The sequence below is a fragment of the Paenibacillus zeisoli genome (genome assembly GCF_003994465.1).
Taxonomy (GTDB): domain Bacteria; phylum Bacillota; class Bacilli; order Paenibacillales; family Paenibacillaceae; genus Fontibacillus; species Fontibacillus zeisoli.
Genome location: NZ_RZNX01000001.1, coordinates 1,119,788 through 1,140,649, shown reverse-complemented (window position 1 = coordinate 1,140,649; position 20,862 = coordinate 1,119,788). Strand labels below are relative to the sequence as shown.

Annotated in this window: 20 protein-coding genes and 1 other RNA gene; 18 read left to right on the top strand and 3 right to left on the bottom strand. The window is 48.1% G+C overall.

What is annotated here, in order from left to right; genetic code table 11:
* Window positions 1-25 precede the first annotated feature (25 nt).
* From recO to rnpB, 10 genes are all read left to right on the top strand, one after another.
* Window positions 26-778, top strand: coding sequence for a DNA repair protein RecO (gene recO / locus EJP77_RS05465; RefSeq protein WP_127198112.1), 753 nt, complete (start codon window positions 26-28; stop codon window positions 776-778).
* A 376-nt stretch (window positions 779-1,154) separates the two neighbouring features.
* A complete protein-coding gene (gene glyQ, locus EJP77_RS05460; protein WP_127198111.1) occupies window positions 1,155-2,042 on the top strand; it encodes a glycine--tRNA ligase subunit alpha in 888 nt (295 codons plus the stop codon).
* Window positions 2,035-4,116 (top strand): glycine--tRNA ligase subunit beta, encoded by a 2,082-nt coding sequence (gene glyS, locus EJP77_RS05455; RefSeq protein ID WP_127198110.1) that lies wholly within the window; start codon window positions 2,035-2,037, stop codon window positions 4,114-4,116. The genes glyQ and glyS overlap by 8 nt, the downstream gene beginning before the upstream one ends.
* A 167-nt stretch (window positions 4,117-4,283) precedes the next feature.
* Window positions 4,284-4,739 (top strand): YaiI/YqxD family protein, encoded by a 456-nt coding sequence (locus EJP77_RS05450; RefSeq protein WP_127198109.1) that lies wholly within the window; start codon window positions 4,284-4,286, stop codon window positions 4,737-4,739.
* Window positions 4,740-4,872: 133 nt separating this feature from the next.
* A complete protein-coding gene (dnaG, locus tag EJP77_RS05445; RefSeq protein WP_127198108.1) occupies window positions 4,873-6,711 on the top strand; it encodes a DNA primase in 1,839 nt (612 codons plus the stop codon).
* Window positions 6,712-6,744: 33 nt separating this feature from the next.
* Entirely contained in the window at window positions 6,745-7,878 is a 1,134-nt protein-coding gene (gene rpoD / locus EJP77_RS05440; protein WP_127198107.1) for an RNA polymerase sigma factor RpoD, read from the top strand.
* A gap of 118 nt (window positions 7,879-7,996) precedes the next feature.
* On the top strand, window positions 7,997-8,821 hold the full coding sequence (locus tag EJP77_RS05435; protein ID WP_127198106.1) for a hypothetical protein: 825 nt from the start codon (window positions 7,997-7,999) through the stop codon (window positions 8,819-8,821).
* The gene (locus EJP77_RS05430) at window positions 8,818-9,588 is read left to right on the top strand and encodes a tRNA (adenine(22)-N(1))-methyltransferase (protein ID WP_127198105.1); all 771 of its coding nucleotides are present in this window, start codon (window positions 8,818-8,820) and stop codon (window positions 9,586-9,588) included. Before EJP77_RS05435 ends, EJP77_RS05430 begins: the two co-directional genes overlap by 4 nt.
* Window positions 9,561-10,676 (top strand): Nif3-like dinuclear metal center hexameric protein, encoded by a 1,116-nt coding sequence (locus EJP77_RS05425; RefSeq protein WP_127198104.1) that lies wholly within the window; start codon window positions 9,561-9,563, stop codon window positions 10,674-10,676. The genes EJP77_RS05430 and EJP77_RS05425 overlap by 28 nt, the downstream gene beginning before the upstream one ends.
* Before the next feature lie 95 nt (window positions 10,677-10,771).
* Window positions 10,772-11,186: RNase P RNA component class A (gene rnpB, locus EJP77_RS05420), an RNA gene on the top strand.
* A 69-nt stretch (window positions 11,187-11,255) separates the two neighbouring features.
* Here the strand turns inward: rnpB and EJP77_RS05415 are convergent.
* Window positions 11,256-13,148 (bottom strand): S8 family peptidase, encoded by a 1,893-nt coding sequence (locus EJP77_RS05415; protein WP_127198103.1) that lies wholly within the window; start codon window positions 13,146-13,148, stop codon window positions 11,256-11,258.
* A gap of 254 nt (window positions 13,149-13,402) precedes the next feature.
* On the opposite strand from EJP77_RS05415, the gene EJP77_RS05410 reads away from it, so the two are divergent.
* Complete coding sequence (locus EJP77_RS05410) at window positions 13,403-13,903, top strand: YpuI family protein (protein WP_127198102.1); 501 nt, start codon at window positions 13,403-13,405, stop codon at window positions 13,901-13,903.
* 130 nt (window positions 13,904-14,033) lie between these two features.
* The gene (locus EJP77_RS05405; protein ID WP_127198329.1) at window positions 14,034-14,267 is read left to right on the top strand and encodes a DUF1540 domain-containing protein; all 234 of its coding nucleotides are present in this window, start codon (window positions 14,034-14,036) and stop codon (window positions 14,265-14,267) included.
* 84 nt (window positions 14,268-14,351) lie between these two features.
* On the opposite strand, the gene EJP77_RS05400 is transcribed toward EJP77_RS05405, so the two are convergent.
* Complete coding sequence (locus tag EJP77_RS05400; RefSeq protein ID WP_185897192.1) at window positions 14,352-14,621, bottom strand: hypothetical protein; 270 nt, start codon at window positions 14,619-14,621, stop codon at window positions 14,352-14,354.
* On the opposite strand from EJP77_RS05400, the gene EJP77_RS05395 reads away from it, so the two are divergent.
* From EJP77_RS05395 to thiI, 4 genes are all read left to right on the top strand, one after another.
* Window positions 14,603-15,016: a hypothetical protein gene (locus EJP77_RS05395; protein WP_425464226.1), complete on the top strand. Its 414-nt coding sequence runs from the start codon at window positions 14,603-14,605 to the stop codon at window positions 15,014-15,016. The two genes, EJP77_RS05400 and EJP77_RS05395, sit on opposite strands and share 19 nt — an antisense overlap.
* 146 nt (window positions 15,017-15,162) lie before the next feature.
* Window positions 15,163-15,939 (top strand): lytic transglycosylase domain-containing protein, encoded by a 777-nt coding sequence (locus EJP77_RS05390; RefSeq protein ID WP_127198101.1) that lies wholly within the window; start codon window positions 15,163-15,165, stop codon window positions 15,937-15,939.
* A 101-nt stretch (window positions 15,940-16,040) separates the two neighbouring features.
* Window positions 16,041-17,192: a cysteine desulfurase family protein gene (locus tag EJP77_RS05385; RefSeq protein ID WP_127198100.1), complete on the top strand. Its 1,152-nt coding sequence runs from the start codon at window positions 16,041-16,043 to the stop codon at window positions 17,190-17,192.
* Between the two features lie 9 nt (window positions 17,193-17,201).
* A complete protein-coding gene (gene thiI, locus EJP77_RS05380) occupies window positions 17,202-18,431 on the top strand; it encodes a tRNA uracil 4-sulfurtransferase ThiI (RefSeq protein ID WP_127198328.1) in 1,230 nt (409 codons plus the stop codon).
* 129 nt (window positions 18,432-18,560) lie between these two features.
* Here thiI and EJP77_RS05375 read toward each other — a convergent pair whose 3' ends face one another.
* A complete protein-coding gene (locus tag EJP77_RS05375) occupies window positions 18,561-19,265 on the bottom strand; it encodes a TerC family protein (protein ID WP_127198099.1) in 705 nt (234 codons plus the stop codon).
* A 163-nt stretch (window positions 19,266-19,428) separates the two neighbouring features.
* On the opposite strand from EJP77_RS05375, the gene EJP77_RS05370 reads away from it, so the two are divergent.
* Together EJP77_RS05370 and EJP77_RS05365 are read left to right on the top strand one after the other, a co-directional pair.
* The gene (locus tag EJP77_RS05370) at window positions 19,429-20,088 is read left to right on the top strand and encodes a TerC family protein (RefSeq protein ID WP_127198098.1); all 660 of its coding nucleotides are present in this window, start codon (window positions 19,429-19,431) and stop codon (window positions 20,086-20,088) included.
* A 173-nt stretch (window positions 20,089-20,261) separates the two neighbouring features.
* A complete protein-coding gene (locus EJP77_RS05365; protein ID WP_127198097.1) occupies window positions 20,262-20,756 on the top strand; it encodes a hypothetical protein in 495 nt (164 codons plus the stop codon).
* Window positions 20,757-20,862 lie beyond the last annotated feature (106 nt).

Below are 20,862 nucleotides of genomic sequence, written 5' to 3'. Positions count from 1 at the left end.
TCAGGGAGAGCTTGGGGGAGGATACATGCTATACAGGGTGGAGGGGATTGTCATCCGCAGCATGGATTACGGTGAGGGGAATAAGATTATTACGATCTGTACGGCCACTCATGGTAAGATCGGAGTGCTTGTACGGGGTGCGAAGAAATCGAAAAGCCGCCACGCTGCGCTGACTCAGCCTTTTACGAATGGGGAATATCTGTTTTTCCGCACGGGAAACGGACTGGGTACTTTAAATCAAGGTGAGATTCTGGAATCTCACCATCTTTTGCGTGAAGACCTGATCTTGGCCTCTTATGCTTCCTATGCCTGCGAACTGCTCGATCGAACACTGCAGGATGAGGAAGTAGGCGCATTCTGGTTCAACCAGCTTAAGGCTTGTCTGGAGGCTTTGACCTCGGGAAAAGATCCACAGGTTACCGTGCATTTGTTCGAAATGAAAATACTTCAGGCCGCAGGCTACGGACCTGTTCTCGATCAATGCGTATCCTGCGGAAGTGAGGACGAGCCAGCTGTGGTCAGCCCCAGACTGGGTGGTGTCCTGTGCCGAAGATGCAAGCATCATGACCCTTCGGGGATGACGGTTACACCGGGTACGCTCAAGCTGCTAAGACTTTTTGCCAAGCTGGATCTGAGACGTCTTGGAAACATTGACGTCAAAGACAGCACAAAAGCAGAGATGAAAGTGATTATGCGTGCTTTTATGGATGCCCAGCTTAGTCTTAACCTGAAAACACAGCGTTTCTTAGACCAGCTGGATAAATACGAACTCGAATAGCTGAAGCTGAGTTTGACTAACACCATGAAATCATTTATTATTGATTAGAAATTCTCTTACAGAGAACATGCGTTGAACGGGAAAGTAATGAGTTGCGGTTCTTGATTCAAGCGATTCGGGGATGGTGGAAGCCCGAAAGAACGAATTCATGAAAGGGCACCCGGGAGCATGAAACGAACGGAAAAGTGGATACAGCGAAGCACTGCGGATTAACTTGCAGTTCAGCTGGATCAAGTAGGGTGGAACCGCGGGAACAGCTCTCGTCCCTATGTCTGTACAGCAGGCGTAGGGACGGGAGCTTTTTGCTGTGCTTAGGTAGTGTCAATTCAATTCCCGCCCACTGCGTCCAATAGATACGTAAAGGAGAATGGTGTTCATGAATTTTCAGCAAATGATTCTTACACTGCAGCAGTTCTGGGCCGAACATAACTGCATTATTGTTCAGCCTTATGACACGGAGAAGGGTGCGGGTACGATGAACCCGATGACTTTCCTGCGTTCCCTTGGTCCGGAACCTTGGAAGGTAGCTTATGTGGAGCCGTCCCGCAGACCGTCAGATGGACGGTATGGGGAGAACCCGAACCGGTTGTATCAGCATCATCAGTTCCAAGTTATTATTAAGCCATCCCCGGACAATATCCAGGAAATTTATTTGGAAAGTCTGAAGGCACTGGGCGTAGACGCCCTGCAGCATGACATTAGATTCGTGGAAGATAACTGGGAGAACCCTTCTTTGGGCTGTGCGGGTCTGGGCTGGGAAGTATGGCTCGATGGTATGGAAATTACCCAGTTCACCTACTTCCAACAGGTTGGCGGAATCGAGACCAGCCCTGTGGCTGTTGAAATAACGTATGGTATGGAGCGTCTGGCTTCCTACATTCAAGAGAAAGAGAATGTATTTGATCTTGAATGGGTGGATGGAATTACCTACGGTGATGTATTCAAGCATCCGGAATATGAGCATTCCAAATACACGTTTGAGGTATCCGACACCAAGATGCTGTTCACGTTGTTCAATATGTACGAGCAGGAAGCAAATAAGGCGATGGAAGAGCATTTGGTGTTCCCGGCTTATGATTATGTACTGAAATGCTCACATACGTTCAACCTGCTGGATGCACGCGGTGCCATCAGTGTAACGGAAAGAACCGGGTATATTACGCGTGTACGTAACCTTGCCCGTCAAGTGGCTGCCACTTATATGGAGGAACGCGAGAAGCTGGGCTTCCCGCTGCTTAAGAAAGGGGGAGTAACCCGTGGCTAAAGATTTATTATTTGAGATTGGACTTGAAGAGGTTCCTGCCCGGTTCATCCGCGCGGCGATGGATCAGCTTAAAGACCGCATGGTGAAGTGGCTGGCAGACTCAGTGATTACGCATGGAGAAGTACAGGCTTTTGCAACGCCAAGACGTCTTGCTGTTATTGTTCAAGACGTGGCTGAGAAGCAGGAAGATGTTCACGAAGAAGTGAAGGGACCATCCCGCAAGATCGCCCTGGATGAGAACGGCCAGTGGAGCAAAGCAGCGCTTGGCTTCGCCCGCAGTCAAGGCGTCGATCCAGAACAGTTCACTTTCAAAGATCTGGGCGGCACTGAATATATCTATGTAAGCAAGAGCACAACGGGAATCGAGACCTCAGCTATTTTGGCGGAAGGACTTTTGGGCATACTTCATTCGATGACTTTCCCCAAAAACATGCGATGGGGCACTCATGAATTCAAATTCGTGCGTCCGATTCGCTGGCTTGTTGCTTTATTCGGTAAAGATATCATTGATATCGAAATTACAGATGTGAAATCAGGCAATGTGAGCCGGGGACATCGTTTCCTTGGAACGGACACGGTTATCTCCGAACCCTCCGCATACATCGAAGCTCTGCGTGCCCAGCATGTCATTGTCGATGTGAATGAACGGGAGCAGCTGATTTCTTCTCAAATTGAAGAGCTTGCACGGTCCAAGAGCTGGAATATTGCCGTAAAAGAAGATCTGCTTGAAGAGGTGCTGTTCCTTGTAGAAGTGCCAACCGTGCTGTTCGGAACGTTCGAGGAATCTTTCCTGAACATCCCGCAAGAAGTGCTCATTACTTCCATGCGTGAGCATCAGCGGTACTTCCCTGTACTGGATAGCCAAGGTTCATTGCTTCCTTACTTCGTAACGGTGCGCAATGGTGGTTCGGTGGCTCTTGATACGATTGCCAAAGGGAATGAGAAGGTTCTTCGTGCGCGTCTGTCTGACGCTAAGTTCTTCTATGAAGAGGATCAGAAGATGCCGATTAAGGATGCCCTTTCCAAGCTTGAGAGCATTATATTCCACGAGGAACTAGGAACCGTTGGTGATAAGGTTCGCCGTATCCGCCGGATCGCGGACAGCCTATCTGAGAAGCTGAGTCTGGAGACCAGCACCGTCGAAGAGGTTAGCCGTACGGCCGAAGTTTGCAAATTCGATCTGGTCACCCAAATGGTATATGAATTCCCTGAGCTTCAAGGTGTGATGGGAGAAGACTATGCTCGCAAAGCTGGCGAACCGGAGGCAGTGGCTAAAGGGATCTTCGAGCATTACCAGCCAAGATTTGCAGGAGATTCCGTACCAGCATCCATGGTTGGAGCGATTGTCAGTATTGCTGATAAAATGGATACGATTGCCGGCTGCTTCTCAATCGGCATCATCCCTACCGGGTCCCAGGACCCTTACGCGCTTCGCCGTCAGGCAGCGGGTATTGTGCAGATTGTTCTAGAGCACAAGCTTCCGCTGCTGCTTTCAGATATCTTTACAATTGCACTGGACGTTCATGAGGATATGGGCATTCTGAAGCGTTCAGCTCTTGAGATTCGCAAGGACCTGCTTGATTTCTTCGGACTTCGTGTCAAGAAGACCTTATCAGACAGTAGCCTGCGTTATGATGTGGTCGATGCCGTCATTGCCGCTGGTTATGACGATGTAGTGTCTGTTGTAGCACGCGGAACAGCTTTGATGGATACGGTTAATGCGGACTCCGAATTCAAGACGACGGTTGAATCCTTTAACCGTGTTAGCAATCTAGCCTCCAAAGCATCTGCCGAGAAAGTCAGATCCGATCTGCTTCAGGAAGAAGCAGAGAAGAACCTGTATTCTGCGTGGCAGAAAGTGTCAGGTGAATACCGCCAGCAGCTGTCGGCTAGTAATTCAGCTGGGGCGCTCGAACTGCTCAGCAGCTTGAAGCCGAGCATTACAGGCTTTTTCGATTCTGTAATGGTTATGGCAGAGGATGAGCGGATCCGGAACAATCGTCTTGCACTTCTTGCCGCAATCGATGAGGATTTAAAGACATTTGCCGATTTCAGCAAGCTGGTCTGGGCTTAGAACAGTTCTATTCGAGAGCAGCAGGAGATTTGCTTGAATTCGCGTATATATAAATAAGCTGAAACATCGCGTATATATAAATAAGCTGGAACTTCACGTATATAATAAATAAGCAGGAACCATATAATAAATCGGAATACACTTGACAAAGTGCGGGAGCGAGTACAATGAGAATTGTAGTAGATGGCGATTCCTGCCCTGTAAAAGATGAGATCAGCCGGACCGGCCGCAGTCTAAATGTTCCGGTTCTTATGGTCTCCTCCTACGATCACGTTCTTCGTGCCGAAGAAGGAGTCTCCGTAATCCAGGTGGACCGGAGTTCCCAGAGTGCCGATTTGTTTATCGCCAATCATATTGCTTCAGGAGATGTTGTTATCACGCAGGACTATGGTCTAGCTGCTCTAGCGCTGGCCAAGTCCTGCGCTGTGCTTTCACCCCGTGGAGAAAGCTATCACAGCGGCAATATTGACTATCTTCTAGAGCGGAGGCATTACCATGCCAAGGCAAGAAGAGGCGGTAAATATGCCAAGGGGCCCAAACCTTTTACGGATGAGGACCGGCAGGCGTTCCAACAGGAATTGACAAAAGTTTTACTTGATTTGCAGGAGAACGCTGGATTTTAGCGAATTATAATTTACGTGTTATATGGAATGTGTACATCATTCAGCCGTTCCATATAACCATTCTCTTGAGAATGAGCAATCAGGTCTTGGAGTCATAAGTTCATTCCATTTAGAAGAGACGAAGGTGGTTAAGATGAGTACCGGACGGGGGACAATTCCGGAAGAGATCATTGAATCAGTGCTTAGACAGCATGATATCGTTGATACGGTAAGCAAGCATGTTCATCTGACCAAGCAGGGGAAATATTTGAAAGGTCTTTGTCCGTTTCACTCGGAGAAGACGCCGTCCTTTACGGTAACACCAGAGCGGCAAATTTTTCACTGCTACGGCTGTGGTATGGGTGGGAATGCGATCAAGTTCAGAATGGAGATCGAGGGGTTATCTTTTCCCGAAGCGGTTAGAATTATGGCCGAGGATGCGAACATTCCGTTCAAGGATGCCGCCGGCACTGACCATACCCCGCGTAATCCAGAGTTGGATGCGCTTCTGCAAGCCCATGAATGGAGTGCCAAGCTGTATCATTTCCTTCTGAAGAATACAGAACACGGCAAACCGGCTATGGAGTATTTGAAAGCAAGAGGATTCACGGACAAGGCGATTGACCAGTTTCAAATTGGTTATGCCCCTGCACGCTGGGATACCCTGGTTCAGTTTCTGGACAAAAGATCTTTCGATCTAGGAGCGATGGAGCGAGGTGGACTGCTGGCATCAAGACAAGATGGCTCCGGATATGTAGATCGATTCAGGGATCGTATCATTTTTCCGATTCATAACCGGACTGGGAAGGTAATAGCTTTTGCGGGACGAATATTGGGTGAAGGACAACCGAAATATCTGAATTCGCCGGAGAGCAAGCTGTTTATTAAGAGCCGTACTCTTTACAATCTGCATCAGGCCAAATCATCGATTCGAAAGACCGGCCAGATTGTTCTATTTGAAGGTTACGGTGATGTGATTAGTGCGAGTGAAGCTGGGGTGCATAATGGTGTTGCCACGATGGGAACCGCACTGACGGAGAGTCATGCAGCTATACTGCGAAATCTGGCTGACGAGGTTATCGTGTGTTATGACGGGGATAACGCTGGACAAGCTGCAGCACTCAAGAGCATTCCAATACTGGAAGCCGCGGGATTTCAAGTGAAGATATCTGTTCTCAGTGAAGGGCTGGACCCGGATGAGTTCATTCAGAAGTATGGAGCCGAACGTTTCATACGGCAGATTATTGAAGGCAGCGTATCCTCAACCAAATTTAGGCTTATAAACCTCAAAAAAAACCATATAATGCTAGGAGCAGGCGAAGATGCCAAGGTACCCTTCATTAAGGAAGCCATGGAAGTCATCGCGCCTATTGAATCTCCAACGGAGAGAGAAATATATTTGAAGGAATTATCAGCCGATCTTAAGGTTTCCTTCGAGAGCTTGAAGCAGGAATGCAATCAGTTCCGTACCGATCTACAAAAAAAGCAGCAGGATGGGGATAATAACCCTAAAAGGTGGAATAATGGTAGGCATAAAAAAGGGCAGGCACAGGCGCCTGTATTGCTCCCTGCTTATCATGCCGCTGAGCGAAGGCTGCTGTCCTTTATGCTCCAGGATGAAGAGGTTGCAGCTTATGTGAACCAACATCTTGGGGACAGTTTCAATATTGAAGATTATGCAGCAGTTGCTGCTTATCTATACGCTTATTACGCACAGGGAAAAAGCCCGGATGCAAGCCGGTTTATTTCTTCCTTACATGATGACAGGCTGGAGAAAACCGTAAGCTCGATCGCGATGATGGAAACGCCGCAGGAATGGACGGTTCAGGAATTGGATGACTGTATACGCGAAATTCGCAAGTATCCAATTCGGCAGGAGATTGAACAGAAGAAAGAACAGATGATCTCTGCGGAACGTGCAGGTGACTTCATGGGTGCTGCACAAATAGCAAGTGAGATTATAGCCCTAGAGAGACAGATGAATGAGAAATAGCACGGATGTTTCTAGGGAGGAGGGAGTCGAGGAATGGCAAATGATCAGCATGCTGAACTAGAAACAGAACTTACACTCGATCAGGTGAAGGACCAGTTAATTGAGAAGGGCAAGAAGAAATCATCACTATCCTATAAGGAGATTGTTGAGAAGTTATCCCCCTTCGACCAGGATCCTGAACAAATGGATGAGTTCTTTGAACAATTAGGTGACCTCGGAATTGATGTATCCAACGAAAGTGATGAGGAACTTATTTCTCGGCCGGGTGATGATGATCGTGAGCGGGAAGACAAGGATGACTTCAACTTTGATGATGATCTATCCCTGCCTCCGGGCATCAAGATTAACGACCCGGTGCGGATGTATCTGAAGGAGATAGGACGGGTTCCTCTCTTGTCCGGTGATGATGAAATCGAGCTGGCCAAGCGGATTGAGGAAGGCGATGAGGAAGCCAAACGTCGGCTGGCTGAAGCAAATCTTCGTCTCGTCGTGAGTATAGCCAAACGTTATGTAGGACGTGGAATGCTGTTCTTGGATCTGATTCAGGAAGGGAATATGGGACTCATCAAAGCGGTGGAGAAGTTCGACTTCAAGAAGGGCTTCAAATTCAGTACGTATGCCACCTGGTGGATCCGTCAAGCGATTACACGTGCGATTGCAGACCAGGCCAGAACCATTCGGATTCCTGTCCACATGGTGGAGACGATTAACAAGCTGATTCGTGTATCTCGCCAGCTGCTGCAGGAATTAGGTCGCGAGCCTGCTCCTGAAGAGATTGCTGCAGAGATGGAACTCAGTGTGGAGAAGGTTCGTGAGATTATGAAGATTGCCCAGGAGCCTGTGTCTTTGGAGACACCTATCGGGGAAGAGGACGATTCTCACCTGGGTGACTTTATTGAAGATCAGGAAGCCCTCGCTCCAGCTGACGCGGCGGCATATGAGCTGCTTAAGGAACAGCTAGAGGATGTCCTGGATACCTTGACGGAACGGGAAGAGAATGTGCTTCGTCTTCGCTTTGGCCTAGATGATGGCCGGACCAGAACACTTGAAGAAGTGGGCAAAGTGTTTGGGGTTACAAGGGAAAGAATTCGCCAAATCGAGGCCAAGGCTCTACGGAAACTCCGTCACCCTAGCCGTAGTAAACGGCTTAAAGATTTCCTTGAATAGACACGCCACGGTACCCAAGACCTTTCTGCCTTTGCAGTAAGGTCTTTTTTTCTGAATCAGGGTCATCTATAATTATTGCAGTATCTCATTCGCTGTAGCATGTGGGGGTTAGGAACATTTGAATGCTGAAAGACGCGAAATTATATTGAAAGAGATTGATTATTGGCGCACCAATCGTCTTCTTCCTGAACAGTATTGTGACTTTCTTGAGAATCTTTACCACGAAGAAGAGATTCAAGCATCCAAGAGGACATTCTCTTTGGTTGCAATCCAGCAGGGAAGTATGCGAACATGGCTGCTAGGTTTTGGAATTATATCCTTGATTTTCTTTATCGGATTTTATTTTAGCCTTTTTCCCTGGCCATTGCAAATGGCTATCGCACTGTTGGTTACGTCCATCTGCTACACTTTTGCTGCTGTAATCAGACCGAAGAAGAAGGTGGGAGCGCTGCTTCTGGCTTCGGTTGGAAGCGTTGTTTTACTAGGCCTTGGCGGCTGGAGCTTATGGCTGCAGGACTGGCTTACCGCCGGGGGCGTCGCAAGCTTGATCGGTATATGCGGATTGATCTGGTGGCTTGCCGGTTATTTTCTGGACCTAGGAATTCTCAACTACTGCGGTTTTGTATGCTTTATCCTGCTGTATGGTGTAATGTTTGAAAGAATCCATCCTGATGCCTCGTGGCTGATGATGCAGTTATTCTGGCTTCCGCTCAGTGTAGTCATGGTGTGGCTGTGCTGGTTGGCCCATCACAGGATCAAGCGGATTGCTCCGGTATTTTTTGCGGTTGGAATTACGGTTTGGTTCATGCCTGAGGCGGACATGCTTCTAATGAGTGAGAATGTTCCGAACGGGATGGTTTTATTATGTCTGCTCAAAATTGTTGCAGCGTTTGTTATTCTATATTTCCTTAGAAAAAAATGGATTGTGTGGGTGTCTAAATGAAACTATCAGCAAGACTACAACAAATATGCGATCAGCTGACGCCGGGCTGCCGATTCGCGGATATTGGTTCAGATCACGCTTTGCTGCCTGTGGCTGCAGTTCTGAGTGGACAAGCAGCTTCCGCTGTAGCGGGAGAGGTGAATGAAGGACCTTATGAAGCTGCGAAGCGGCAGGTAGCGCAGTCGGGCCTGAACAGCAGGATTTCCGTCCGTAAAGGTAACGGACTTGAGGTGATTGATCCTGGTGAGGTTGAGGTCATTACGATAGCGGGCATGGGCGGAGCCCTTATGGTCTCCATATTGAGCCAGGGCATCTCCAAACTTAATGGAGTTAAGAGGCTTATATTGCAGCCGAATGTCGGGGAAGACCTGGTACGCCGCTGGCTGCTGGAAGAAGGCTGGTACTTGTCTGCTGAACACATTCTTGAAGAGGATGGTAAGATTTATGAGATCCTTACGGCAGACAGGCTGGAGAAGGCGGAGGCGGCAGCGCTTAACGAGGAGCTTTACCGGGAACGACTGATCCCGGGATGCAGTCAAGTACTGAACGTAGAGCGGCTGCTGTTGATGGGTCCGAGGTTAAGCGAAGCTCCTGTTCCTGTTTTTTTTGCTAAATGGGATTCGGAAATTTCAAAGCTGATGAAGGTCCGCAGTCAAATCTCCAAATCGGAACTAGAGGCTTCCCGCCTTAAGGAAGAAGAGATGAGAGTGCAGATCGAAGAGTGGAAGGAGGTTCTATCATGTATGCAAAAGGACAGACGGTCATAGGGCTGATGGAGCAGCTTGCTCCCAAGCATGTAGCCGTGCCTGATGACAAGATCGGTCTGCAGCTGGGAAGCTTGCAGAAGGAGATTAAGAACGTACTGGTGACCCTGGATGTGACGGATGCTGTCGTAGAGGAAGCAATTGCGCTCAAGGTAGATTTAATTATTGCGCATCATGCCATTATCTTCCGTCCACTTGCCCAGCTGCAGACCGATACGCCTGCCGGCCGCCTGTATGAGAAGCTGATTAAGAATGATATCGCAGTCTATATCAGCCATACGAACCTGGATGTGACCGAGGGCGGGATTAATGACTGGATGGCAGAGGCACTCGGCATTGAGGCTTCTGATTCACTGGAGAATGTGCATACGGACAAGTTATTCAAGCTGGTTGTCTTTGTTCCGAAGACTCATCATAAGCAGGTTCTGGATGCTGTTCTGAATGCTGGGGCAGGAGCAATCGGCAACTACAGCCATTGCAGCTTCAATATCGAGGGTTATGGCACCTTTATTCCGCAGGAAGGGACCAACCCTTTTATCGGTGAACAAGGCAAGATGGAGCGCGCCGAAGAGATTCGGATCGAGACCATTGTGCCAAGCAGTCTTAGAAGCAAGATTATCGCAGCCATGCTTAAGAGCCATCCGTATGAAGAGGTCGCCTATGACCTATATTCGATGGATTTGAAGGGAAGAACATTGGGGCTGGGGAGAACGGGGAAACTTCGCGAACCTGTTTTATTGAAAGATTTCGTAGACCGGGTAAAGACGGGACTGAAGGTGGATCATGTGCGCGTCGTAGGTGATTTGAACAGACCTGTCAAGAAGGCGGCCGTACTTGGCGGCTCTGGCGGACGCTATTGGAAGCAGGCACAGTTCCGCGGTGCTGATGTGCTGGTTACAGGCGATGTGGATTTCCACACCGCTCAAGACGCTCTGGCAGCCGGAATCGCGATCATTGATCCAGGTCACCATGCGGAGAAGATCATGAAGGATAAGGTGGCAGGCTGGCTGAAGGAAAAGCTAAGTGAGACCAAGTACAGCACCGAGGTCCACGCCTCCAAAGTCGATACCGAACCCTTTCAATTCATGTAAATTTATTGATGACGAATTGCCATTTTGCACTAACAGAACCTGTTATTTAGGGTTGTGCGGGTCGTGAAATGCCTGTATACTAGATCAAGTCATGGAAAGTTTGACAGACAATCGCCGGCAAGCTCGTCTTGCGGGAGGAAAGTCCGGGCTCCACAGGGCAGGATGCTGGATAACGTCCAGTCGGCGCGAGCCGAAGGATAGTGCCACAGAAATGGACCGCCGATGGCCGTTCTTCAGGGAACGGATCAGGCAAGGATGGAACCGAGGTGTAAGAGACCCCGAGGAGCGTTGGTGACTTCGTTCCTGGTAAACCCCATCTGGAGCAAGACCTAATGGGACGCAGCCTCCTTCTATGAGGGAGACAGCCTTTGCCCGAGGCGCGTCTAGGTTGGTCGCTTGAGCTGTGCAGCAATGTATGGCCTAGATAGATGATTGTCGCTTGTAGTGGGAGGGTAGTTCCCGTATGAACCACCAAAGAGCACAGAACCCGGCTTACGTCTGACTTTCCTCAACTAATAAGAAGCCCCGATCCATTAGCAGATCAAGAATGATTTGCTCGTGGATCGGGGCTTCTTTGTATTATGGTTGAAGTTTCTTGTTCTTAAGGTTATTGATCTCGTTCTGAACATGTTGAGGCCAGAGCTGAAGCGGGGACATACCGCTGCCAGCCGCCTGAAGGGCTGCCAGAACATCAATCTGGCCGAATCCATAGTATTTGTCTCGCCCAGACTCTCCAAGATCAATGACGTTCTTGCGGATAATCTCCATGACCTCCGTGTTATGCAGATCCGGATTGATGGAACGGATCAGTGCAGCCAGAGCGGAGACATGAGGACTTGCCATGGATGTGCCGGATAATGCCGCATATTGATTATGCGGATAGGTACTCGCGATACTCTCGCCTGGGGCCATAACGTCAATGTAATTCCCGTAATTGGAGAAGGAAGCTTTATTCAACTTGGAGTCGGTTGCGGATACAGAGAGAACCTCGGGATAAGCAGCGGGATACCCCGGCCGTTCGGTATTGTCATTTCCAGTCGCGGCGATAATTACGGCATCTTTATTATAGGCATACTTTATAGCTTCATGCAGGAACTGGGCATCGGCATAGTTACCGAGACTAAGATTAATGACTTTCGCTCCATGATCAGCCGCCCAGATGATGCCTTGGGCAACCGAATAAGTTGTGCCCGAACCTGAAGAATCTAGTGCTTTGACGGGCAGAACCTTATTCCCCCAAGTCATTCCGGCAATCCCCTCGTTGTTATTCACCTGCGCGGAGATGATCCCAGCCACGTGCGTCCCGTGACCGACATCATCCATCGGCTTGTTGCTTGGAGAGATAACATTGTAACCAGGGAGCAGGCGCCCCTTCAGATCCGGGTGGGAGAGATCGACTCCGGTATCCACTACGGCGACGACAACATCACTTTTACCTTTGGTCAGTTTCCATCCTCTTGTTGTTTCTATAATAGGCAGGTTCCATTGGTATTCTGAGTAAAGAAGGTCATTTGGAGCTTCCGCAGCAGTCGTATCCTCCATGGTTTGGGCCTGTGGCGTGATCTCATTTGTTAAGTATAGGTAATGCGGCTCCACGAATTTAGGATTCCACTTTGAGGTGAAATAAGCCTGCAGCTGGCTCATACTCTTTCCGCTGGCGTGAAAAATGTACGTATTGTTAATTTTCTGGTAAGGGATGATGCTGTTCAGGTCCTTGCGGATCTGCTTCAAGTCAGTTTGAGTAGGAGGTTTATGAAAGGTAACGACAACCTCATTCTCGTAATAATGGCTGGCATTTTCATTATCCTGCCCGGTTTTTACGGTCGTGTCCATGAGCGTATCCGGATGGAAGGATTCCATTTTGTATCGCCCTTCTTTAGGGTAGGGGATCAGCCTCAAATTTTTGTGCTGGTGATTCTTCACTTTGCCCAGAATATCAAGGCTGAAGAGAGCGATCACCCCATGATCCCCCTTCTTGGCTGGTTCTCCTGCTACAAAGTACTTCGGATCATCGGCAGGAAAGCCGGGTGATTCGTAGGACTGATTACGGCTAAGCGATTTTTTGGCTAACTGGATATACGATTTGGCCTGCTGATCCTCCTTGCTTCCCGGAGTGAAGGAAGGGTGCCTGAATTCCTGCTCATGCTTGCTATCAATCCAGATCAGTGACAAGAGATGCTGGTGTTCATCCTGAAGTTTGCGGATGTACGTACTGTTCACCTGCTCAGGGGAATGCTCAAGCTTCTGACTCAGCACCTTAAGGTGCTGTCTTGCATCATGGCGGACAAGCCGGTCTGTAGCGACCATATCTCTTTGAAGCAGCAGCTGCTTCAGATGCTGTTCCTGGCGGGGGCTGGCGGATTCTGAGGGTCTTGTCTCATTGTGCATGGGTGTCTTCGATGGGAACATGGATATTGCAAGGAGAGCTGCGGTACCTGTTAAGCCCGCAGCAATCCATTTACGTTTTGACATAACATAAAGCCTCCTTAAAATTCCACCAGATATCTATGTAGCTATAGCGTTAGAAATGGCACGTCTTTTTATTCCTGCCTAACTTCGCCCCTCTGGTGCAAATGATGGTAACCCAAGAATATTTAAGCGATTGGGGACAAGAAAGGATATCGTTTTAAGTTGTTTTGTGATACTATGATTTAGAACACAGTGACTATCTCTGTGTTTGGTGTACCCATTGCTCTTGCTTGACAGAACGGAAGGAGAACAGTTTTATGCCTGAAACCAATGTCCAACAATTATGCGAAACCGCCAAAGAGAAACTTAAGATTGCCATTCCTAAGCTGGAACAGTTTCTGAACGAAAATTCACTTACGCAGCTCGCTCCCGAACAAGATGAGGAATCCATTCGGTTCTCGAAAGGCTTTTTGACGGACCTGCGTCATCTTCTGGTTAATTCAGAAGTTGTGTATGAGAAATTGGGTGTTGTACTTCGCCGGGCTAACTTCGATAAAGAAGCAGCAGAGAAAGTGCTCTACAACGTATATCACGATTGCGTGAACAGTTTCTTCTATCCTAAAAATGAAAGTTACTCTGAAGATGGACGTTATGCTTACACCGGACAAGATGCAATTCGTTTCCGCAAAAAGCCAGTTCGCGCTGCACGTGACATCGTTTTGGATGTAACCAAAGTATATGAGGACCTCCGTGATGAGCTCACGTATTATGAAAGTGATTATCTGACCCAACGCCGTATGCAGAAAGCGAACGCATAAGGGACAGAATTATAAATAAGAAGTAATCCGAAGATACCTGTTAAGGTATCTTTTTTTTGCTGTGAATTGACAGCACCCCCTCTGTATAGGGGGTCAGGCCTGAGGAGAAAATGTACCTGAGGTGATAAACATGCCAAATGGCGAGAAACCCGTAGTGAAGTGCAGTGTCTCTAACTGTCATTATTGGGGTGAAAAAAACGTCTGCAAAGCTGATTTAATCATGATTGACATTGATCAGCATGCCACTGCAAGCTACCGCGAGGAGTATGCTGGGGAGACGTTTGACACAGACCATCAAGACGCAGCCCGTTCTTCCGCGTCGACCTGCTGTCATACGTTCAAGCCGAAGTCGAAATCGTCCTAAACTGACCATTCTCGGAGGTGTGCACCATGAGTGAATATCCAAAAGACGTCAAAGATGATCAGCGATCAGCCCAATTGACATCATCTACACCGACAACATCATCAACTTCATCAACCCCGTCAACGTATTCGTCGCATGACACACATTCAACGCAATCAATACCATCAACATCTTCAACGTATCCTTCGTCAGCGTCGTCAACGTCATCACCAACGTCATCACCATCGACGTCGTCAACGTCATCAACATCGTCTTCACCATCAACGTCGTCAACATCATCAACATCATCAACATCATCAACATCATCAACATCATATTCACCATCGACGTCATCAATATCATCATCACCATCAACGTCGTCTACCTCTTCAACACGGTACTCGACATCATCAACTCAGGGAACTTCCAGCCAATTCAACAATCGAGTTGATTATCCGCGCAGAACTCATCAAGAGGAATATGCATCTGAGGTGACGCCGCAAGCTGGTTATACGGGTGCACGGACTGTGCGCAGCGATGATAAAGCTCAATCATCCACTGAATCCACTTCAGGTCGTACTGCTGGATATGTAGGTGTAGCGTTGGGTATCGCATCCATGTTCATGTGGTCCATTATCCTTGGTCCAATTGCTGCTATCCTCGGGTTCTATGCATACAGCCAGGGGAAAAGAACTTCGGGTGCATGGGCAGCTGGCCTAGGCATTATTGCAACCCTGAGCTATTTCGTTCTGATTCCGTTCACACGTTAAAGAAATTTTAGAATTACTCTCAATATTTAACAGGCCCTGTCCGATATATAGGATAGGGCCTGTTTTTTTGCCCAAATACTGGTTATCCGCCTAATAGGCATGTACAATGAAAGAGAACGACTTGGAAAAAAGAGGAGCTGCAATACATGCAAATAGATCCGCGTACCGCTAAGCAGTTGATTGACCTTCAGCTCATGAGCGGAATCGATTTACAGGGTACTGCCCTTCAGAATACTTCATCTACAGGCGGAAGTGATTCCGCTTTTAATTTGGTGCTTCAGCAGCTTATGCAGTCCGATTCGACAGCGGCCTCAGAGAACGATTATTCCTCCGCTTTAAGCCTGGGACAGACCATTAACGTGAATGGCCAGCTATGGCAGCTAATGAAAGCAAATACCGAAGGAACCAATGAATCATCTAATTCAGCAGCATCTATTGATTCCGGCACTGGAGTACAGTCTACTCCTGCACTAATTCCGCATCATAGTGATAATCACAGCTCCAAGCCGACGGATTATAATGATTTAATCAGCAAGGCAAGCCGGGATTACGGGGTGCCTGAATCCCTGATTAAGGCCGTCATTGATACCGAGTCATCCTTTGATCCGAACTCCTTATCCTCTGCAGGAGCTAAGGGCTTAATGCAATTAATGGACGGCACAGCTCAAGGGCTAGGGGTCAGTAATTCCTTCGATCCCGCGCAGAATATAGATGGGGGAACCAAATATATCTCCTATCAGCTCAAACGTTATGACGGGAATATCAGCACTGCTATGGCCGCGTATAATGCCGGACCTGGCACCTTGAAGAAGCTGGGAATCTCCAACGACAAGGAACTGATGGAGAAGCTTCATTTACTTCCTGTGGAGACACAGAAATATGTAACCAAAATCGACCGGGCTCGTGCAAAGTACGAGGTGTAAGATTTAAGATATGGAGCGTTCTACTTCTGTGGAACGCTTTTTTGCTGCTTTTTTAAGCGCTGGACAGAAATCTGTTACAATGAAAAGAGGGGGGGATACCAATGATTTATTTTGACCATGCCGCAACTACCCCGCCAAGCGAAGAAGTTCTCCGCACGGTGAATGAAGTGATGACCAGACATTATGGGAACCCGTCTTCGCTTCATCGTCTTGGAGAGGACAGCGACAAACTGCTGAGAAGAGCCCGAGAAGTATGCGCGGCCTCTCTTGGCGTACAGAGCGCCGAGATTATATTCACTTCAGGGGCCACAGAGAGCAACAATCTGGCTCTCAAGGGAGCGGCGCTACAATATAGAAATAGAGGTAATCATATTATTACGACGGCAATTGAGCATCCTTCAGTATATGAATGTGCCAAGCAGCTTCAGGTCCTGGGTTTTGATGTTACTTTTCTGCCTGTAAATGGGGAGGGAAAAGTCACAGCCGAGGAAGTTATGGATGCGATCCGTCCTGAGACGATAATGGTCTCGATTATGCATGTCAACAATGAAACGGGCAGTGTTCAGCCGATTGAAGTAATAGGCTTGCAACTTATGGCAACACAGCCTAAAGTGCTTTTTCATGTCGATGGTGTACAAGGTTATGGGAAGGTGCCTATTTCTCTGAAAGAGAGTGGAATTGACCTGTACAGCTTGTCTGCCCACAAAATCAGAGGTCCCAAGGGAACAGGTCTTCTCTATGTAAAAGAAGGCGTGTCATTATTCCCGCTGCTGGCAGGTGGCGGCCAGGAGAGAGGGATGCGCTCCGGTACTGAGAATGTACCAAGCGTGGTGGGAATGGCCAAAGCGGTTCGCCTTGCAGGTGTTGGAGTACAAGCCAGAATGCTTAAGCTGAACGCGCTTCGCAAGCAGTTCATTGAAGGCTTAATCGAAATACCGGAGGTGATCCTCCATTCATCTTTAGAAGGTTCTGCCCCTCATATTATCAGCTTTTCTCTTCCTGGAATGAAGGCCGAAGCGGTGCTTCATATGCTGGAGGAGGATGGACTTATGGTCTCCACGAAGTCTGCCTGCTCCTCCAAAGCTGCCGAGCCAAGCCGTATTCTACTGGCCATGGGAGCTAGTGAAGCTGCCGCTTCAAGCGGGATTCGGGTTAGCCTGGGTGAGGAACATACAGAGCAGCATATTGAGCTTCTGCTCGCCTCGCTTAATAAAGCGGTAAGCAGGCTCCGTCATTTGAAAGGTGGACATTAATTATTCATGATGACTTATGATTTATTGCTCATGCGTTTCGGTGAAATGGCCATCAAAGGCAAGAACCGCAAGCGGTTCGAGAAAGCGGCCATGGCCCACGTACTTACGATACTTGAAGCTTTCCCCCGCGCATCGGTGCGCAAGGAATATGGGAGATTTTATATTATGCTTGGCGGAGAATCTGCTCCGGCGGTAATTAAGGAGCTGAAGAAGGTATTTGGTATCGCCTCAATCAGCCCGGTAGTTGCAGTAGCTTCGGAACTGGAAGCCATACTGCACACCGCAGCCTCTTTTATGGGCAGTCAGACACTGCCTGAAGGCACAACCTTTAAGGTAAATGCCCGAAGAGTGTGGAAGGACTTTCCTCATTCCTCTCATGAGATGAATAGGCTGGTAAGCGGCCCCTTGCTGCGGGAGCTTCCTTCGCTTAAAGTGGATGTCCATAACCCACAAATTGAGCTGAGGGTAGAAATTCGGGAGGATCAAACGTATCTCTTCAGTGAAGTTATACCAGGAGCCGGCGGGTACCCTCTTGGCACGAACGGGAAAGCCATGCTCTTGTTATCTGGAGGAATCGACAGCCCTGTAGCAGGATGGTCTGCGATGCGAAGAGGACTTGAAATTGAGTGTATTCATTTTCACAGCTATCCGTTCACAAGCAAGAAGGCGGAAGAGAAGGTTATAAGGTTGGCGCATGTCTTATCCACCTATTCAGGGGAGGTCAAGCTGCATCTGGTTCCTTTTACAGAGGTACAGACCTTGCTGACCAAGGCTAAGCAGGATAGTCTGATGATTACGTTAATGCGGCGAGCGATGCTGAAGATCGCTTCTGCACTGGCGGAGCAGAACGGCGCCCTAGCTCTGGTCACGGGCGACAGTCTAGGACAGGTGGCGAGTCAGACCTTGCCCAGCATGAACGTCATTGGACGGGCCACGGAGCTCCCTTTGCTGAGACCCTTGATCATGATGGATAAGCCCGATATTATCCAGCTGTCACAGGAGATCGGCACTTATGATTTATCCATTCTTCCTTTTGAGGACTGCTGCAGTTTGTTTGTGCCTAAGTCGCCTTCAACCAATCCGAATCTGCGGATTATACAGAAGATCGAAGCAACCTCTCCCGAGCTTACCCAGGAGATTGAAGCTGCGATTGTAGGTACAAGAACCATGGTGCTTCGACCGGGAGTGCAGCCTCCATTTAACGAGGGCGAGGAAGTAATACAGGAAGACTGGTTCTAAATGACGAAAGAGCTTCCTTTCTTACACGAAGTAAATTGAATTTCTCCAACGAGCAGCTTTCCAAACAAGAAAAGGAGCTTTCCGCAAAGGGAAGCTCCTTTTTCCTTTTTCATCGTTCAGCTGTGAATCTTAAGAGTGAGTGGCGGGGTGAGTCTTCTTTCCGCCCGAACGCTGATTCTGCTTCTTCTTAAGATGCCCAAGAAGTAGAACACCGACAACAATGATAATAATAAAGGGAATGCTCACCATAGGCTTGTCCTTAAATAGGGAAGCCAGCTTGGGCTCTGTCGTAATCATGTGGGCCGCAGTATAAGCAAGAACAGCCGCACCTACATAAGCGATCCAAGGGAACGAATTAAGTAGTTTGATGAACAGAGTACTGCCCCATACGACAATGGGTACGCTGATTAGAAGTCCGATAACGACCAGAATCATATGCTGGCCTGAAGCTCCTGCCACCGCAATCACATTATCAAGTCCCATAGCCGCATCAGCAATTACAATCGTACGGACAGCCGGCCAAAGCGAACTTTCAGCCTTGACTGAATCGTGATCCCCATCATCCGTCAGCACTTTGTACGAGATAAAGATTAGCAGGGCTCCGCCAACGGCCAGAAGCCAAGGAATATTCAGAAGCCATACCACAACGAGGGTAGCCAGTATCCGAAGCAGAACTGCCCCGCCTGTCCCGTAAAAGATTGCTTTCTTCTGTACTTTCTGCGGAAGCTTTCTTGCTGCCATACCAATAACAATGGCATTATCCCCTGCCAGAATCAGATCGATAAAAATAATGTTAATCAAAGAGACAAAAAATGCTGCACTGAACAATTCCAACTTAGGTCACTTCCTTCGGTGTTATATACGTATTTATTAACCAAAACGTTTCATTTGTCTAGTCCTACATAGAATGATTGACGAAATTAACATCGAGCTCCTAGGAAAAGCCTTAGGAATAGCTTGGCTATTCCATGCATAAATAAGTAGGGGAGGGATGTGCGTGGAACCGCTGGTGCTGCTTGGTGAAATACTTATGGTTAACCTTGTTTTAAGTGGTGATAATGCTGTTGTCATTGCACTTGCAAGCAAGAACCTGCCTCTTAAACAAAGGAAACAGGCCGTGTGGCTTGGTGCTATAGGGGCAGTATTGCTAAGAATTATTTTGACCTGGATTGCTGTCATTCTGCTTCAAATTCCCCTGATTCAAGGGATAGGCGGCATTATGCTGCTCTATATTGCATTCAAGCTGCTGCTTGAGCATGATGGTGATTCTTCCGTTAGGGGAGGGACGACGCTCTGGAAATCAATTCAGACGATCCTTGCCGCCGATTTCATTATGAGTCTTGATAATGTTCTCGCTATCGCGGCACTCGCTAACGGTGATCTGGCTATCCTCGTGATGGGAATAGCGATCAGTATCCCGATCGTCGTGTGGGGAAGCAATTTGATTGCCGATTGGCTGCATAAATATCCACTGCTGGTTTATTTGGGCGCTGGAATTCTTGCTTATACGGCTGGGAAAATGCTGCTGCATGATCCTAAAGTGGGTCCGCTGCTGGAGTCCATCATTCCGGTGATGATCAACTTCGTTCCGGTCTTCCTTGCCGGGATTGTAATAATGGTCGGTTGGTTCAAGAAATTAGGTCAGAACAAAGCTTAATATTTCAAAAATTAGAGGTCGGCATCCGCCGGCCTTTTTGCCTTATATTTGCAGAGGGAGACGAGGCAAAGAGTGGAATTTTTTGTATCATTCCATTAAACTAAGAGTAAGACCATGTCGCTTATTGCAGCGGCTTGTCTTAACAAGGAATTTTGTGGAAGGTGAGTGATGGAATGTCGGAGAACAATAAGCTGGTTACCGGGATATTTATTCTAGCAGCGGGTATTGTTATTCTTCTAGGGAAATGGGGAGTATTCAGTTTTCTTGGCTTCACGCTCTGGCCGTTAATCTTTCTTGTCCCGGGCATTCTGCTTCATCTGCTGTTCTTTGCAAGAAGAGGCTCAGCCGTTCTGCTCGTTCCAGGCGGAATACTCACTGTGTATGGGGTATTATTTTTTATTTTCAATTTTTCAGGCTCCGGCGTAATCGCTTATATATGGCCTTTGTTCATTCTAGGAATCGCGATTGGATTGCTCGAATACGACATGCTGGCTTTTCCAAGACCAGCGGGCGTATTCCTGATTGCAATTATTCTCACGGCGATCACGGCTGTGATCTATGGAATAACCCTTTTGTCCATCTCGATCATTTATTTGATTGCGCTTCTGCTCATTGCCGGCGGGGTTTGGTTAATTGCCGCGCGTGGAAGAAGTAGACGCGGATGGTGACTGAATGGAAGTTCTTGAATTATCCGCGATATAGCGTATAATATAAGGGATATGTCAAGCGTCGGCCTTAATAGATCCGGCGCTTCTTTTGTGATGATTAACTTTT